The organism is Microbispora rosea (genome assembly GCF_900156315.1).
In the GTDB taxonomy this organism is placed as follows: Bacteria; Actinomycetota; Actinomycetes; order Streptosporangiales; family Streptosporangiaceae; genus Microbispora; species Microbispora rosea.
The window spans coordinates 81,593-97,383 of sequence record NZ_FTNI01000030.1; the positions used below are offsets into that span (position 1 = coordinate 81,593).

Below are 15,791 nucleotides of genomic sequence, written 5' to 3' on the forward strand. Positions count from 1 at the left end.
CGCCGGTCCCCGCGGCTCCCCCGCATCTTCCCCCGGCTGGTCCGCGGGTTCTCTCGTTTCCTCTCGAGGAGGTTGGGTCATGCGACGGCCCGGAATACGTGCTGCCCTGGTGGCCGCGCTGGCGGTGGTGATCTCGTTACCCGTCGGGGTGACGGCGGCCTCGGCCGCCGCTGTCTCCGCGGAACAGGGCCCGCCCGGCGCCCCTCCCGTGCAGAAGCAACGGTCCAGCAAGGTCAGGGCGATGGACGCGAGCGGGGCGAAGGAGGCCAGGGAGCGGGTCGCCGCGTCCAGGGCACGCAACGACGCCGCCGCCGACCGGGCCGCCAAGGAGCGCGAGGCCGCCCGGTGGCCGAGCGCCGCCGAGGCCGACGTGCCGATCGGCGGCGCGCGGAGCGTCAGCGTGGGCGGGCTCCCGGTGAGCCTGGACAGCGCCGCCTCTGACAGTGCGGCGCCGGCCGCCACCCAGGCCACCGCCCAGGCCACGGACCAAGCCACCACTCAGGCCACGGATCAGGCCGTCCCCGGCACCGCGGACTCCCCGGAGGCGCAGGCCGCCGGTTCGCGGACGGCCCGCGTGCGGGTGCTCGACCGCGCCGCCGCCGAAGCGGCCGGCGTGGACGGCGTGCTGCTGACCGCATCGGCGCAGGCCCCCGGCACCGCGACGCTGAGCGTCGGCTACGCCGCCTTCGCCTCCGCGTACGGCGGCGGGTGGAGCGGCCGGCTGCGCCTGGTCCGGCTGCCCGCCTGTGCCGCGACCACCCCGGAGCGGGAGGAGTGCCGCACGCGGACCCCGCTGGACACCGGCAACTCGGCCACGACGCAGACCCTCTCGGCGCCGGTCACGTTCGACGCCGCGCCGGCCGTGCTGGCCCTGACCGCAGACACCCCCGGTGAGGGAGGCGAGGCGGCCGACGGCAGCGGCAACTACGCCGCCACCCCGCTCGCCGCGTCGTCCACGTGGCAGGCGGGCGGCAACTCCGGCTCCTTCACCTGGTCCTACCCGATCGCCCCGGTGGAGCCGGCGGCGGGACCGGCGCCCGCGCTCGACCTGTCGTACGACTCGGGCAGCGTGGACGGGCGCACCTCCACCACCAACAACCAGGGCACCTCGATCGGCGAGGGCTTCGACACCGCCGCCACCTCCTACATCGACCGCCAGTTCGGCAACTGCGACGAGGACGGCCACGACAAGCAGTACGACCTGTGCTGGAAGTACGACAACGCCTCGCTCGTCCTCAACGGCAAGTCCACCGAGCTGGTCAAGGACGACACCAGCGGCAAGTGGCGGCTGAAGAACGACGACGCCTCCACGGTCACCCACTCCACGGGCGCCGACAACGGCGACGACGACGGCGAGTACTGGACCGTCGTCACCGGCGACGGCACCAAGTACGTCTTCGGCCTGAACAAGCTGAGCGGCGCGGGCAGCCAGCGAACCAACTCGGTGTTCACGGTCCCCGTCTACGGCGACGACTCCGGTGAGCCCGGTTACAGCAAGGGCGACGCCTTCGCCGACCGCTCCGTCACCCAGGCGTGGCGGTGGAACCTCGACTACGCCGAGGACACCCACGGCAACGCCATGACGTACTGGTACACGGCGGAGACCAACTACTACCGGAAGAACAAGTCGGCCACCGCGGCCACCTCCTACATCCGCGGCGGCTACCTCGACAAGATCCTCTACGGGCAGCGGTCCGACACGCTGTTCACCGTGGACGCGCCCTACAAGGTCGCCTTCTCCTACGCCGAGCGCTGCACGGCCTCCGACTGCGGCAGTCTCACCAAGGACACCGCCGAGAACTGGCCCGACGTCCCCTTCGACGCCATCTGCAAGAAGGACGCCGACAAGGACGACTGCCACGCCGAGAGCCCGGCCTTCTTCAGCCGCAAGCGCCTGGTGAAGATCGAGACGAGCGTCCTGTCCGGCACCGCGTACAAGCCGGTCGACTCCTGGGCGTTCACGCAGAAGTACCTGGACGGCGGCGACATCGGCAGCTCCGCCGACCAGACGCTGTCGCTGATGTCGATCGTGCGGACGGGCTCCGCCGCCGACACGCCGATGACGCTCGACCCCGTCTCGTTCACCTACGCCATGCGGCCCAACCGGGTCGCCGGCGGCACCCAGCCGGGCGGCGGCAACATTCTGCCTTTGACCAGGCCGCGCATCGAGACGGTCACCTCGGAGACCGGCGCGATCACCACGGTCAGCTACAACGAGCCCGAATGCGTGCGCGGCTCCACCATGCCGAAGGGCGAGGACGACAACGCGCTGTCCTGCTATCCGCAGTTCTGGCACATCAACGGCGCCACCGACGCCTCGATCGACTGGTTCAACAAATACCGCGTGCTCGCGGTGAACATCGCCGACCCGGCGGGGTACAACCCGCTCGTCGAGTACGCCTACGAGTACTCCGCGCCCGGCTGGCGCTACAACGACAGCCCGTTCACCCCCTCCGACGAGCGCACCTGGTCGCTGTGGCGGGGCTATCAGAAGGTCACCACGTACGTCGGCGACGCCGACGGCACCCGCACCAAGACGGTGTCGGTCTACCTGCAGGGCATGAACGGCGACCGGCTGCTCAAGTCCACCAGCCCGAGGACGGTCGACCCCGACAAGCGGCGCGCCGCAACCGTGCCGGGCCTCGACATCGCCGGTCTCGACGTGCCCGACCTCACCGACTCCGAGCAGTACGCCGGCTTCACCCGCGAGGAGGTCACCTACGACGGGTCGAACCCGGTCGACGTGACCGTCAACGACCCCTGGTCGGCGAAGACCGCCACCCAGCACAAGTCGTACGCCGACACCGAGGCCTACTACGTGCGCATGGGCAAGACGTCGGAGCACACCTACCTGACCGTCCCCAAGACCTGGCGCACCGTCACCACCTCCACGACGTACGACTCGTACGGCATGGCGGTCAGTCAGGACAGCACGGGCGACACCGCGAAGAGCGGCGACGAGACCTGCACCCGCACCTGGTACGCCCGCGACGACGCCAAGGGCCTGAACTCGCTGGTCTCCCGCACCCGCGTGGTCGGCCGCGCCTGCTCGGTGAAGGAGGCCGACCTGTCGCTGCCCGCCGACTCCGCCACCCCTGGCGACGTGCTGTCCGACACGGCCACCGTGTACGACAACACCGCCGCGACCGGGTGGTCGGCGAGCCAGAAGCCGGTGAAGGGCGACGCCACGTGGGTGGGACGGGCCACCGGCTATCCGTCGGCCGTCACCGGCGACGACCGCCCGCCGACCGGCTGGCAGCGCACCGGGTCGACCACCTACGACACGCTGGGCCGGCCGCTGACCGTGACCGACGCGGGCGGCAACCCCACCACCACGGCGTACACGCCGACCGGCGCCGGGGTGCTCACGAAGACGGTGGAGACCAACGCCAAGCAGCAGAAGGCGACGACGTTCCTCGACGGGACGCGCGGCCTTCCGGTGCGCACCTACGATCCGAACAACGGCAAGACCGAGCAGACCTACGACGCCCTCGGCAGGCTGACCGGCGTGTGGCTGCCCGACCGCAGCAAGGACGGCGGGCAGACCCCCACCTACGCCTACTCCTACGTGTACGAGCGGGGCAAGGCGCCCGCCATCGGCACCTCGACCGTCAAGTCGTCCACCACGGCCAGCTGGTCGTACGAGATCTTCGACTCGCTGCTGCGGCCCATGCAGACGCAGAAGCCGACCCCGAACGGCGGGCGGCTGCTGACCGACACCCGTTACGACTCGCGCGGCCTCGCCTACGAGACCTACGCCGACATCTTCGACTCCAAGCAGACGCCGAACGCCACCTATACCCGGGAGGAGTACGGCGAGGCGCCCAAGCAGGCGAACCTCGTCTTCGACGGCGCCGGCCGGCAGATCCGCAGCACGTTCCTGTCGTACGGCGTGGAGAAGTGGACGACCACCACGACCTACACCGGCGACTCCACCGCCGTCAGCGCGCCGACCGGCGGCACGGCGACCCGGACCATCACCGACGCGCTCGACCGCACGGTCGAACGGCGCGAGTACAACTCACCCTCCCCCGCCGACACCCAGTACGGCGCGCTGACCTCCAGCGGGTACACCTCCACGTCCTTCACCTACCGCGCCGACGACAAGGAACTGACCGTCACCGCTCCCGACGGCGCGAAGTGGTCCTACGCCTACGACCTGTTCGCCAGGCAGACCGGCATCGGCGACCCCGACAAGGGCGCGAGCACCGTCCGCTACACCGCGCTCGACCAGACCGACACCGTCACCGGCGCGAACGGCACGGTCCTGCTGTACGGCTACGACGAGCTCGGCCGCAAGACCGGGCTCTGGTCGGGGTCGCGCACCGACGCGAACAAGCTGGCCGCCTGGACGTACGACACCGTGGCCAAGGGCCAGCTCACCTCGTCCACCAGTTACGACGGCGGCGTCTCCGGCAAGGCGTACACGAAGAAGGTCCTGGCGTACGACGGCCAGTATCGCGCCACCAGCACCGAGATCGACATCGACCCGAACGACCCGATGGTCCTGTCCGGAGCGGCGAAGACCAGCTACACCTTCGGCAGCGACTACAACCTCGACGGCACGCTGAAGAGCTCCACCGAGCCCGCGGCCGGCGCTCTGGCCGAGGAGAGGATCAGCCTCACCTACACGCCGACCGGGCAGGTGACCGGGCTGACCGGCACCACCGACTACCTGCAGAAGGCCGACTACAACGCGCTCGGCCAGCCCCTGCAGTTCACCCTCGGCCTGTCGGGGGCCACGGAGGCCAAGAAGACCTTCCTCAACAACACCTACGAGGAGGGGACCGACCGGCTGAAGCGGTCCTTCGTCACCACCCAGTCCACGCCGGTGAAGCCGCAGGATCTGGCCTACCACTACGACGACGCGGGCAACGTCACCGAGATCGCCGACACCCCCACACAGGACGGCGCGGGACAGAACGACATCCAGTGCTTCACCTATGACGGGCAGCGGCGGCTGACCGAGGCGTGGACGCCAGCCACCGACGACTGCACCGGCAAGACGCTGGGCGGCGCCGCGCCGTACCGGACGGCCTACACCTACAACGCCTCGGGCCTGCGGGCGACGGAGACGCGCTACAGCGGCTCCACCGCCACCACCTCGACGTACTGCTACGGCGACACCGCCAAGCGGCACGCCCTCACCGCGATCGTGACGGGCTCCTGCACGGGCGCGTCTGCCACCTACTCCTACGACAAGTCCGGCAACACGACCGGGCGCAACGGCCAGGTGCTGACCTGGGACGCGCAGGGCCGCATCGCGACCCTCACCCAGGGCACGCAGAAGACCGCCTACCTGTACGACGCCGACGGCGGGCTGCTGATCCGCCGGGCGGTGGGCGACGGGGAGAGCGTGCTCTACCTCGGCGCCACCGAGATCCACTCGAAGAAGACCGGCAGCGCGGTCACGAACTGGGCCAGCCGCTTCTACGCCTCGGACACGCAGGTGATCGCGGTGCGCACCACTCAGGGCGGGAAGAACGCGGTCTCCTTCCTCGCCGGCGACCAGCACGGCACCTCCTCGCTGTCGGTCGACGCGGCCGGTCAGGCGATCAGCAAGCGCTTCACCACCCCGTTCGGCGCGCCGCGCGGGAACACGGTCGGCGGCGCGTGGCCCGACGACAAGGGGTTCCTCGGCAAGCCCGCCGACGCCACCACCGGGCTCACCTACGTCGGAGCCCGCATGTACGACCCGGTGGTCGGCAGGTTCCTGAGCGTGGACCCGGTGCTGTCCACCGGCCAGGCCCAGTCGCTCAACGGCTACTCGTACGGGAACAACAGCCCCGTCACGTTCAGCGACCCGACGGGCGAGGAGGTCGGCTCGCGGCCCAACTCCTGCCAGTACGACCTCAAGTACTGCGACAAGGAGACGCAGGCGGACGTCGGGTACGACCCGAAGACGGGCAAGGTCGACCCCGACAAGGGCGCCGAGCATCGGAAGAACAAGAAGAAGAAGAGCCGGCCGGTGCCGAGCCCGTCCCCGGGCCCGGCACCGAAGGCGCCGCCCGGCGGATGCTTCTGCCACTCGAACGGGATCAACCTGTTCAAGGCCCTGCTCATCCACCCGTTCCACTGGGGCAACAACACGAACGGCGCCAACGAGCTGGCCCTGAGCTACCACACGATGTTCAGCGACGGATCCTGTGAGCGCCGCGCCCTGCAGTACGTCTGCTACAACGGCTCCCCCGGAGGCGACCAGCCGATGACGGTCGGGGACGTCCACTTCTACCCGTACTCGAAGAAGGACTTCGAGAACCGGCTGCGGGACGAGAAGCAGCGCCGGGACGACATCGCGCGGGTCGCCGGGCGGGAGACGGCCGACAAGTATGGGCCCAACCTCGAAAAGCACGAGGCGGTCCACTCGGAGCAGTGGGCGAGCTACAGCACCGCCACCGCCTACATCGCGGCGTACGGCTACCAGTCCTTCAAATCCCAGCGGGAGACCGGAAGTCCCGCGGCGACCAATTCCTTCGAGGTGGGGGCCAACCTGTGGTGGGGCAGCTACACGAACTGGCGGCCGCTCGAGTACCGCCTGCCGGGGACCTAGGCTCGGAGGCAGCCGAAGGGAGAGGGAGACGATGACGCGTGGAAGAAGGCCGGGGCGCGGGCGCACCGCCGTCGCGCTGGCCGCTCTGGCCTTCTTCGGCGCGGCGTGCGACTCCACCGCGCCCGCGCCCAAGGGCGTCCTCGCCGTCGAGCGCGCCGAGGACGGCGGGGTCAGGCTGCTGCTCGGCGGCTGCCCCGGCTACGTCGCCAGCGACTTCTCGGTGCTTGAGGACACCGACGACGACGGCGAGCTCGTCACCTGGAGCGTGCACAACGGCGGCTGGACCGGGTCGGTGAACGAGATTCGGCTCTTCCAGCCGCCGCCCGAAGGCTGGCGGTCCGCCGACGACAGCCTCACCGCGCTGCAGGAGGGCGTCCCCTACATCGCCACCGTCAACGGCACCGCCGGCGACCTGAGCCTGCGGAGCAGGGTGCCGTTCACCACGGCCGACCTGGCGGGTCTCGGCCGCGGGCAGGTGCTGGCGTGGGCGGGAGGCGAGGAGACCGTGAAGACGAGCAGGGACGCCTTCCTGCGCGCCGACCCGGACCGCTGCCACCCGTGACCCGTCACGTCAGGCGCTGCTCGCCACGTTCTGGATGGCACGGGCGAGGCGGGCGAGATCGACGCCCTCGAGGTGGTCGAGGAAGTGCCGGCGCACGCTGGCCAGGTTGCTCGGCCACGCCTGTTCCAGGCGGGCGAGACCGGCGTCGGTGAGGACCGCGTTGAACCCGCGGGCGTCGTCGTCGCACCTGACCCGGTCGACCAGGCCCTGCCGCTCCAGGACGGAGACGATGCGCGTCATCCCACTCAGGGAGAGCTCGCAGGCGACCGCGAGCTCCCCCATCCTCATCCGCCGCTGCGGCGCCTCCGACAGCCGCATCAGGGCGATCCACTCGATGAGCGGCATCTGGTGTTCACGCACCATGTCGGCGTCGATGGCGCGGGGCAGCGCGTAGATCAGGCGAGGCAGCGCGCGGATCAACGCCTCCTCCTCGGAGGTCAGCGGCTGCGCCGGCGGCACCGGCTGCGATGTGGTCATGGCCACATTCTACTTGCTTGCTTCACAAACGAAGTACCTCATATGGTTTCTTCGCGAAGCAATCATTTCTCGCGGAAGTGGAGATCGTCATGACCAGAATCGGGATCATCCTCGGCAGCACCCGCCCCGGACGCAACGGGGAGGCCGTCGCCCGCTGGGTGCACCAGGTCGCCGGGCAGCGGACCGACGCGGAGTTCGAGCTTGTGGACCTGCTCGACTACAAGCTCCCGCACCTCGATGAGGCGCTGCCGCCGTCGTTGGGCCAGTACAGCCAGCCGCACACCATGGCGTGGGCCGACAAGATCGCGTCGTTCGACGGGTTCGTCATGGTGACGCCCGAATACAACCACTCGACGTCGGGCGCACTGAAGAACGCCATCGACTTCCTGTACGGCGAGTGGAACAACAAGGCCGTCGGCTTCGTCAGCTACGGCTCGGTCGGCGGCACCCGGGCGGTGGAACACCTGCGCCTGATCGCCGGCGAGCTCCAGATGGCCGACGTGCGGGCTCAGGTGGCGCTGTCGCTCTTCACCGACTTCAAGGACTTCAGCGTGTTCACGCCCAACGAATTCCAGCGTGACTCGCTCACCGCGATGTTGGACCAGGTCGTGGCGTGGAGCACGGCGCTCGCGCCGCTGCGCGCCCGCTGAGTTCGCGCCGACTCGGGGATCAGGAGGAACTCCGTGGGAACGCTTGACGGCAAGGTGGTGCTGATCACCGGCACCGCCGGAGGTCAGGGCCGGGTCGCATCGCTGACCTTCGCGCGGGAGGGCGCGAAGGTCGTCGGGTGCGACATCCAGGTCGACGCCAACAACGAGACGGTGGAACTCGTCCGCCGCGCCGGCGGTGACATGACGGGCATCGCGCCCGTCGACCTCACCGATCCGGAGCAGGCGCGGCAGCTGGTCGAGGACGCCGTGGCGGCCTACGGCGGGCTCGACGTCGTCTACAACAACGCGGCCAGGCCGCGCTTCGGGCCGGTGCCGGACTTCTCGGTGGAGGACTGGCGGATGACCATCGCCAGCGAACTCGACAATCCCTTCTTCGTGTCGAAGTTCGCATGGCCGCACCTGGTCCGGCGGGGTGGCGGCGTCATCATCAACGTCGCGTCCATGGCCGGCATGATCGCCGGTGAGGTCCCGCCGATGGTCGCGCACAGCGCGGCGAACGCCGGGGTCATCGGCATGACCCGGCAGTTCGCGCTCGAAGGCGCGCGCCACGGGATCCGCGCGGTGGCGATCAGCCCCGGGCCGATCCTCACCCCGGCCAGCGACCGCGACCTCGGCAACAACAAGGCGGCCAGGGACGCGATAACCCGCAAGACGCTCCTCAAGCGTTTCGGCCGGCCAGAGGAGATCGTCGAGCTGGCGGCCTTCCTCGCCTCCGACCGGGCGGCGTACATCACGGGCGCCAACTACGCGGTCGACGGCGGCGCGACCGCCTGGTAGCCGCTCGCCTCCCCTGACGCCCGGCCGCCCGGCGTCAGGGGATGGGCGGCGCCTCACCGAGAACAGGTAATCTGCCGACGACCTCGCGCCTCCGACGAGCCGAGGAATCCGGCTTCGGGAGTGAATGCATGAGGCGCTCGGTGATTTCCGCGGGTGTGGTTGCGGCGTTCCTGGTCTCCTGGCCGGCCGGTCCGGCCGAGGCTCGGACGGCCGATCCCCTGGCCGCTTTCACAGCGCAGGTGGCGGCCAAGCGTTGGGTGAAGGTGAGCGAGGTGCACCGGGTTCACATACGGAAGGAACTCTTCGAGACGTCCGATATTCGTGGTGCCGTGCGGCTCGGCGGGGCGGGGTTGACCGCGTACGACCTCACCGTCAAGACCAAACAGCTCGGGGGGCAGCTGCGGTTGCTCGCCGCAGGTGGGTACACGTACCAGTCGGGAAGGCCGATCCAGAAAATGTTGCCGGACGGGAAGACCTGGTGGAAGGAGCGGTTCACGGCCAGTGACCGCAACCCGTTCTCCTCGGTTCCGCCGGTTTTCGAGCCGGCTACGTACAAGGCGCTGCTGGCCACCACGACCAAGCGGACCGGCGGTGTTTATCAGGGCGCCATCACCGTGGGCACGCTGTACAAGGCCTCGCCGTCCCTGCGCGCGCAGCCTGACATGAAGCCCTCCCGGCGAGAGGCCGCACTGAAGGTCCACTGGCGGTTGTGGACAGACCGGAAGGGCCTGCCGACCCGGTTCTACACGACCTTCGCCGACCCGGACTACCCGACGGGAGCGATGATCGCCCGCACCGACATGCGTCTCTCGTCATGGGGAACCAAGGTCCGGCTCACCCTTCCCGGCACGAAGGTCACCTACCAGCGGAGCTGATATGCACTGGTAGCGGCATCGGCCGGGACGGGGCCGGGACCGCGGAGAAGGCCGGGGCGAGCGCCGCCAGGGTGGCCGGTCCTGCCCGGCTCGCGGGACCGGAGGCGTCGGCGGGGCATGCACACGCGGGGGCGTGGGTGCTCGTCACGTCGTCGCGCTCCTTTCCAGTGCCGCGGTCACCTGCGCGGCGACGCGATCCGTCCAGTCGGCGAGGACCCGGTCAAGGTCGGGGATCTCGGCCTCCAGCAGGGCCAGGCCGGGAGTGGGCACGAGCGCGCCCAGCTCGACCAGCACGGGACGCAGGTGCAGCTCGACGGCCAGGGCGTGCCGGGGGGATCCCATGACCAGCAGCGGCAGCGCCACCGTTTCGGTCAGCGCGCCGCCGGGGAGGCGGTCGAGGAACGCCTTGAGCAGGCCCGTGTAGGTGGCCTTGTAGGTGGGGCTGGCCACCAGGAGCACCTGCGCTCCGGCGACCAGTTCCAGCGCCACCTCCACGGTCGGCGAGGGCCCGGGGGTGAACAGGTGCGGCCCGATCGCGGACAGGTCCACGACCTCGGGCGGCGCCTCGTGCCCGATCCGGCGCCCTACCGCCTCGGCCGCCGCCACGGCCGCGAGGTGGGTCCGGGAACCGCCGCGCGGATTGCCGACAAGCACCACGAGAGAGCTCACGAGGCCACCGCCTCGTGCGGCTCGGCGTGTCCGGTGTCCGCGCCGGAAAGCGTACGAATGGTCAACAGACGGTCCTCCAGATCGGAACGGGCGTTCGTGCGAAGCGGGTGGGCGATCACGGGTGGGCGATGAACCGGCCGAAGCGGCCCTGGTGGTACAGGAGCGGACGCCCCGGCCCGCGCACCTCGGCCTGGGTGACCAGCCCCACGACGAGGACGTGGTCGCCCACACCGACCCGCTCGTACGGCAGGCAGATCAGATGCGCGGACACGTCCTCGATCAGGGGCGCCCCGAGCGGCCCCGGACGCCATCGGGTGGGCTCGGCGAACCGGTCGATGCCCTTGCGGGCGAACCGGGCGGCGAGATCGGCCTGGTCGCTGGCCAGGACGTTGACGGCGAAGTGGTCCGCCGCGCGCAGCGACGGCCAGGTGGTGGACGACTGGTCCACGTAGAAGGAGACGAGGGGCGGGTCCAGGCTGACCGAGGAGAACGAGGTCGCGGTCAACCCCACCGGCACTCCCCCGCTCCGCGCGGTGACCACGACGACTCCCGCCGCGTGCACCGCGAGCGCGCGCCTGTAGGCGTCGGCGTCCAGCCCGCGCTTGTGGTCGTCGGCGTCGAGGCCGGGGCCGAGCAGAGTCTCCGTCATGGCAAACCTCCGGAAGGTCGCAAGCTGCTCTGGAAGTCGATCCCGCCCGCCGGGGGCAGTACGGCACGCGGGATCAGGGATTCGGATGGAGGCGTGACCTACGTGACGTGGTCGCGCACGGCTCGCGAGGAGAGGCGGCCAACGCTCTGGGCCGGCCCCTCATCGGCACGAAGACGACGGAAGTTTCACGATCAACGACACTGCGCGCTGGCGACGTGGCCGTAGTCCACGCTCGAACGCCGGGTCAGACGAACGCCCTGGCTCATACCACCGAACGTACGATCACTCGGGAGGAAAGTCAATATTTCCTACTAGCTTTGCAGGAAAATCTCGCGATCAGGGCTTCACTGGACAACCAGCAGAAAGACAGGAGCCCGCCGTACCTGGACGTGAGCCCGGCTGGTTCAGGCGCTTTCGCGGCGCCGCCAGCGTGCCAGGATGCGCTGGTCCTGCTCGGCCTCGTCCCCATGCCACAGCTCGGCTTCCCGTTGGGCGTAGGGCAGCCAGTGCGGGTATTCCGGGTCGTCCGGGCGAATCTCGCGGGTGCCGTCGACTTTGGTGCCGTCGGGCAGGGTGGTCGCGGCCGGCACGCGGAGCACACCGCCGGGAAGCATTATCACGCTCATCGCCGCGCCTCTCCGTTCAACAGCCGAGACCATGGCCGTTCGGCCAGCATAACCGCAACGTTTGCCCGCTTACCATCACTGGCCATTCCCCGGTCGCTGTCATCCGATGCCGTAGCGGCCCGACAGCCAGTGATAGGCGCGTTCGGCCGACGCCTCGTCGCCGCCGAAAAGCCGGATCAGGCGGGTGACCTTCCTGATGAGCGTGCATGCAAAGGCCTCGGCGAACAACTCGCCGGCATCTTCCCGGTAGGGCCGCATCAGGCGGTCTCGGCAGCTGTCCTGCAGGTGCTGCCAGAACTCCTCGCGTGAGGGGTCTCCGTCCATGTGATCGCAGGCATGCCCCAACTCGTGGCCACACACGCTGACGCTGGTCGACGGGACGGTACCGATCCCGATGCGGCGGGCGTTGGGATCGTAGACCCCCGGAGTCAGGTCCCAGGAGGCGTCCTGGACGGGCAGTCGCAGGCTCCGTAAGGACTCGAACCCGGGCAGGTCCGGCACCGAGCCGTAGCCCAGGCAGATGCCTCCGGTGAGGTGGGCCGCCAGGCGGACCGCAAGGGCGTGGGGCACCGCGGCCAGTGTCATCACGGCGAGGAGCAGCTCGGCGTCGGGAAAGGTGTCCGGGCCCCAGCCCCGTGTCAGCCGCTTCTCCAGGGGCCCGACGTGAATCCACCCGGGGCGTCCCCGATTTTGGCCGGCCAACCGCGAACCCTTCGCCTTCCGCTGAAAGATCAGAGGCAAACTCTAGCCAGGGTCCGGGCGACGGGGGACGGCTTCACCATGATGGCCGGGCCGGGACCGCGGGGGCACGGGGTTCTGTGCGCCTACACATTCCCAAGGCGGGGCCAGGCAGCCCGACCGATAGATCCGGGGTAGAGGATCGCGGTCATGCCGTGGTTCCCGCCGCCCGGCGTGATGACCGTGTCAGCGGCTGCTGAGCCCGGTCTCGTCCGGCAGGGCGCCGACAGTGACGACCAACTCGTCCGCCAGGTTGAGGACGCGCACCCGGCCGTGATCGAACTCCAGCAGAAGCCCGATATCCGCATCGAGGTGTCGATCCACGATGTACCTCACCGCTTGGATCGATTGGCCGAGGAAACCGCTCATGGGGAAGGCCGGCGGGGCGGGAGCGACGACGACCCGGCCGCACTCGTCCATGTCGTAGTCACCGTGTGGTCGATGAAGGGTCAGCTCGATCGAGTCGTCCGGCGCTGTATGGAAGCGGACGGGGCCCAGGCCGCTCACGTGAAGCCACATGTGCACCAGCGAGGGCTCGTCATCGCTTGGGTGCTCGTGCAACGACAGCGTCACCTTTTCAAGCCGCCGGCCGACGAGCTCGTCAGCGGAGATCACCCCGTCATGGTGCCATGGCCGTCCAGGCGGACGTCCCCCGTTCCGTCGACCGCTGGGAGGATCGGCCAGACCACCGCGACCGGGTCAGGTGACGACGACGGGGTGGCGCACCACCGCGTCGAAGCGGTAGCCGAGCAGGTTGTACGCCGCGCGGTCGGGCTGCACGGCGCCCGTCTCGTCGGCGGCCCGGGCGAGCAGCCGGAGGTTCCCCGCCTCGCGCGGGGTCCAGGGAAGGGTCCAGCGGACCCAGCCGCGCGGGTGGCGGTCGTCGCGCAGGCGGGCCGGCCGCCACGAAACGCCCTCGTCCTCGCTGACCTCCACCCGGACCACACGTCCGTGGCCCGACCACGAACGGCCGCGCAGCAGATGCTCGCGCCCCGCCTCGAAGCGGGCCGGCCAGGGCAGTTCGAAGGCGCTCTTGACCCCCATCCGGGTCAGCGGCGGGCCGCCCCCGGGCGGGTGGCCGGGGCCGTGCATGCGGTACAGCCGCGTGCTCCACGGCGACTCCAGCCGCTCCGCCGACACCTCGATGTCCCCCAGCCACTTGATCGAGGCGGCGCCCACCCAGCCCGGCACCACCAGCCGGGCCGGGTGGCCGTGGTCGGGCGGCAGCGGCCGCCCGTTCATCTCGTAGGCCACCAGCACGTCGTCCAGCGCCTTGGCCACGGGAAGCGGGCGTCGCACCCTCCCCAGGTTCTCCCCCGCTTCGACGTAGTCGGCGTCGAGCCCGCGCGGCATGAGCGCGACGGCCCTGTCGCTCATCCCCGCCCGCTCCAGGAGCGTCGCGAGCCGCACGCCGCGCCAGCGCGCCACCCCCACCGCGCCCAGCCGCCAGGGAGTGCCCGGCGCCTCCTGGTACTGCTGCTCGCCGTACAGGCGGCGCCCGTTGCCCGCGCACTCGATGAACGCGGTCAGGGTCTCGGCCGGCATGCCGAGGAGGTCCCGGTAGGTGAACGCGACCGGCCCGCCGCGCAGCGCGTCGCCCCACAGCGTGAGCCGCCAGGTGGCCGCGTCGATCAGCGGCGTCGCCGTGTGGTTGCGGACGAAGAACAGGTCGTCCGGCGTCAGGTAGTCCTCGCCGCGCAGCGCCTCCCAGCGGGTCTCCGCGTTCGTGCCGTGCACGGCGAACAGGCGGGGCGGCAGGGGCTTGCGGATGCCGGGCGGGGGTGCCGCCTCCGGCGCCGTACGCCGTGTGCCGCGCCTTACTCCAGGGCCGTCCTCTGTGGAAGTCATGCGCCTCCTCACCTGCCGCGGTCAGCCGGCCGGCCTCCGCAGGGCGACGGCCGGCATGGGAATGGGCGGGAAGGGGTTGTCGGGCAGCAGGATCACGCGGCGCGGCCGGTCCGCCTGTCCCGCCGCGTCCAGGTGCAGCAGGGCCGCCCCTATCCCCGCCGCCCCGGTCAGGTAGCCGGTGTCGGCCGTCACCTCGCCGGGGCGCTGCCGCCGGTACGCCTGATACCAGCGGTATCCCCGGTCGTCGTAGCCGGTCGCCCTGCCGATCAGGTGGTCGGCGAGCCTGCGGGCGAACTCCAGGTGCTCCTGCTCCCCCGTCGCCGCCCACAGCCCCACGTACAGTTCGATCAGCCCGGCGGTGCCGCAGCACTGGCAGGCGACGTTCCACAGGCCCGCGGTCTGCCGGAAGGGCGCGCCGGACTCCCTGACGCCCCTGGCCAGCCGCCTCACCCACTCCAGGTCGGCGCCGTCGCCGCTCACCCGATACAGCTCGTAGAACATGCGCGCAATCCCGGCGGAGCCGGAGCAGTAGCCCAGGTGATCGGTGACGGTCACGCTCTCCCCTGTCAGGACCGCGGCGGTCCGGACGAGGCCCGCGCCGCGGCGTGCCGCGTCGAGGAACGCCTCCTCGCCCGTCGCGCTGTACAGGCGGGCGAGCAGGAAGGCCGTCCCCGCCGTGCCGGCCAGGAAGCCGGGCGGGGCCGCCTCCGCTGACACGGCCGGGCACGCCGCGCGCCGCTCCCGGGGCGCGGTCAGCCGCGCGATCCGCCGTCCCGCCTCGACGGCCATCTCCTCGTAGGCCGGCACGCCGAGCGCCGCCGCGGCGCGCAGCAGCCCCAGCACGACGCCGCCGTCACCGCGCAGCGTGACATCTCCCGACCAGCCGATGCCGCCGTCGTCGAACGCGCGGGCGCTCCTGACGATCCTGTCGGCCGCCGCGACCGCCGCGCTCTCGAAACGCTCCTCGCCGAGCGCCCAGCCGGCCTCGGTCAGCGCGAGGACGACACCGGCGAGGCCGTGATGGAGCGACACGTCGGCCTGCCGCCGCCAGGTCGACGCGAGGTAGCGGGCCCCCGCGCGGGCGTCCTCCAGGTAGGCCTCGTGCCCGGTCCCCGCGGCGAGCTCCAGGAAGAACAGCACGATCCCGGCCGCGCCGGAGTGGAGGGAGGCGGGCTCCCCGGGCATCGCCCGACGGCCGTGCGGGTCGGGGTTGGCCCGCCATCGCCTGCCACCCTCGTCGTCGACCGCGGCCGTACGGATCCACCGCCCTGCCATGATGGCGGCCGTCAGCGGAGTCTCTGCGCGCTCACCGGATGAGCGGATCGGGTCCGGGCCCATGGACTCCACTA

Annotated in this window: 13 protein-coding genes; 5 read left to right on the forward strand and 8 right to left on the reverse strand. The window is 70.8% G+C overall.

Annotation, left to right across the window (positions count from 1 at the left end):
- The first annotated feature begins 79 nt into the window (after window positions 1–79).
- Window positions 80–6,550 carry an RHS repeat-associated core domain-containing protein gene (locus BXA11_RS45515; protein ID WP_083744752.1) on the forward strand — a complete coding sequence of 2,157 codons (6,471 nt, stop codon included), beginning with the start codon at window positions 80–82 and terminating at the stop codon, window positions 6,548–6,550.
- A 31-nt stretch (window positions 6,551–6,581) separates the two neighbouring features.
- Window positions 6,582–7,112, forward strand: a complete 531-nt coding sequence (locus tag BXA11_RS43460; RefSeq protein ID WP_076440824.1) for a hypothetical protein — start codon at window positions 6,582–6,584, stop codon at window positions 7,110–7,112.
- A gap of 9 nt (window positions 7,113–7,121) precedes the next feature.
- Here the strand turns inward: BXA11_RS43460 and BXA11_RS32850 are convergent, their stop codons facing one another.
- Window positions 7,122–7,589: a MarR family winged helix-turn-helix transcriptional regulator gene (locus BXA11_RS32850; RefSeq protein WP_030510239.1), complete on the reverse strand. Its 468-nt coding sequence runs from the start codon at window positions 7,587–7,589 to the stop codon at window positions 7,122–7,124.
- Window positions 7,590–7,678: 89 nt separating this feature from the next.
- On the opposite strand from BXA11_RS32850, the gene BXA11_RS32855 reads away from it, so the two are divergent.
- The 3 genes from BXA11_RS32855 to BXA11_RS32865 are packed head-to-tail and all read left to right on the forward strand — an operon-like array spanning window position 7,679 to window position 9,912.
- Window positions 7,679–8,239 carry an NADPH-dependent FMN reductase gene (locus BXA11_RS32855; protein ID WP_030510240.1) on the forward strand — a complete coding sequence of 187 codons (561 nt, stop codon included), beginning with the start codon at window positions 7,679–7,681 and terminating at the stop codon, window positions 8,237–8,239.
- A 33-nt stretch (window positions 8,240–8,272) separates the two neighbouring features.
- Window positions 8,273–9,037: an SDR family NAD(P)-dependent oxidoreductase gene (locus tag BXA11_RS32860; protein WP_076440826.1), complete on the forward strand. Its 765-nt coding sequence runs from the start codon at window positions 8,273–8,275 to the stop codon at window positions 9,035–9,037.
- Window positions 9,038–9,078: 41 nt separating this feature from the next.
- Window positions 9,079–9,912: a hypothetical protein gene (locus BXA11_RS32865; protein ID WP_143734665.1), complete on the forward strand. Its 834-nt coding sequence runs from the start codon at window positions 9,079–9,081 to the stop codon at window positions 9,910–9,912.
- A 144-nt stretch (window positions 9,913–10,056) separates the two neighbouring features.
- Here BXA11_RS32865 and BXA11_RS32870 read toward each other — a convergent pair whose 3' ends face one another.
- From BXA11_RS32870 to BXA11_RS32900, 7 genes are all read right to left on the reverse strand, one after another.
- Window positions 10,057–10,581: an NADPH-dependent FMN reductase gene (locus BXA11_RS32870; protein ID WP_076440830.1), complete on the reverse strand. Its 525-nt coding sequence runs from the start codon at window positions 10,579–10,581 to the stop codon at window positions 10,057–10,059.
- Between the two features lie 115 nt (window positions 10,582–10,696).
- Window positions 10,697–11,230: a flavin reductase family protein gene (locus tag BXA11_RS32875; protein WP_036407998.1), complete on the reverse strand. Its 534-nt coding sequence runs from the start codon at window positions 11,228–11,230 to the stop codon at window positions 10,697–10,699.
- Window positions 11,231–11,634: 404 nt separating this feature from the next.
- Entirely contained in the window at window positions 11,635–11,856 is a 222-nt protein-coding gene (locus tag BXA11_RS32880; protein ID WP_143734666.1) for a hypothetical protein, read from the reverse strand.
- Between the two features lie 99 nt (window positions 11,857–11,955).
- On the reverse strand, window positions 11,956–12,558 hold the full coding sequence (locus tag BXA11_RS32885) for a hypothetical protein (RefSeq protein ID WP_076440832.1): 603 nt from the start codon (window positions 12,556–12,558) through the stop codon (window positions 11,956–11,958).
- Window positions 12,559–12,780: 222 nt separating this feature from the next.
- The gene (locus BXA11_RS32890) at window positions 12,781–13,209 is read right to left on the reverse strand and encodes a hypothetical protein (RefSeq protein WP_076440834.1); all 429 of its coding nucleotides are present in this window, start codon (window positions 13,207–13,209) and stop codon (window positions 12,781–12,783) included.
- An 84-nt stretch (window positions 13,210–13,293) separates the two neighbouring features.
- Window positions 13,294–14,442 carry a sulfite oxidase gene (locus BXA11_RS32895; protein ID WP_083744753.1) on the reverse strand — a complete coding sequence of 383 codons (1,149 nt, stop codon included), beginning with the start codon at window positions 14,440–14,442 and terminating at the stop codon, window positions 13,294–13,296.
- Window positions 14,443–14,463: 21 nt separating this feature from the next.
- Complete coding sequence (locus tag BXA11_RS32900; RefSeq protein ID WP_076440836.1) at window positions 14,464–15,780, reverse strand: lanthionine synthetase LanC family protein; 1,317 nt, start codon at window positions 15,778–15,780, stop codon at window positions 14,464–14,466.
- Window positions 15,781–15,791 lie beyond the last annotated feature (11 nt).

What these genes read in the sequence shown, in the direction of transcription:
- BXA11_RS45515 (WP_083744752.1), top strand. Translation starts at nt 80, where the DNA reads ATGCGACGGCCCGGAATACGTGCTGCCCTGGTGGCCGCGCTGGCGGTG.
- BXA11_RS43460 (WP_076440824.1), top strand. Translation starts at nt 6,582, where the DNA reads ATGACGCGTGGAAGAAGGCCGGGGCGCGGGCGCACCGCCGTCGCGCTG.
- BXA11_RS32850 (WP_030510239.1), bottom strand. Translation starts at nt 7,589, where the DNA reads ATGACCACATCGCAGCCGGTGCCGCCGGCGCAGCCGCTGACCTCCGAG.
- BXA11_RS32855 (WP_030510240.1), top strand. Translation starts at nt 7,679, where the DNA reads ATGACCAGAATCGGGATCATCCTCGGCAGCACCCGCCCCGGACGCAAC.
- BXA11_RS32865 (WP_143734665.1), top strand. Translation starts at nt 9,079, where the DNA reads ATGGGCGGCGCCTCACCGAGAACAGGTAATCTGCCGACGACCTCGCGC.
- BXA11_RS32875 (WP_036407998.1), bottom strand. Translation starts at nt 11,230, where the DNA reads ATGACGGAGACTCTGCTCGGCCCCGGCCTCGACGCCGACGACCACAAG.
- BXA11_RS32880 (WP_143734666.1), bottom strand. Translation starts at nt 11,856, where the DNA reads ATGAGCGTGATAATGCTTCCCGGCGGTGTGCTCCGCGTGCCGGCCGCG.
- BXA11_RS32895 (WP_083744753.1), bottom strand. Translation starts at nt 14,442, where the DNA reads ATGACTTCCACAGAGGACGGCCCTGGAGTAAGGCGCGGCACACGGCGT.
- BXA11_RS32900 (WP_076440836.1), bottom strand. Translation starts at nt 15,780, where the DNA reads ATGGGCCCGGACCCGATCCGCTCATCCGGTGAGCGCGCAGAGACTCCG.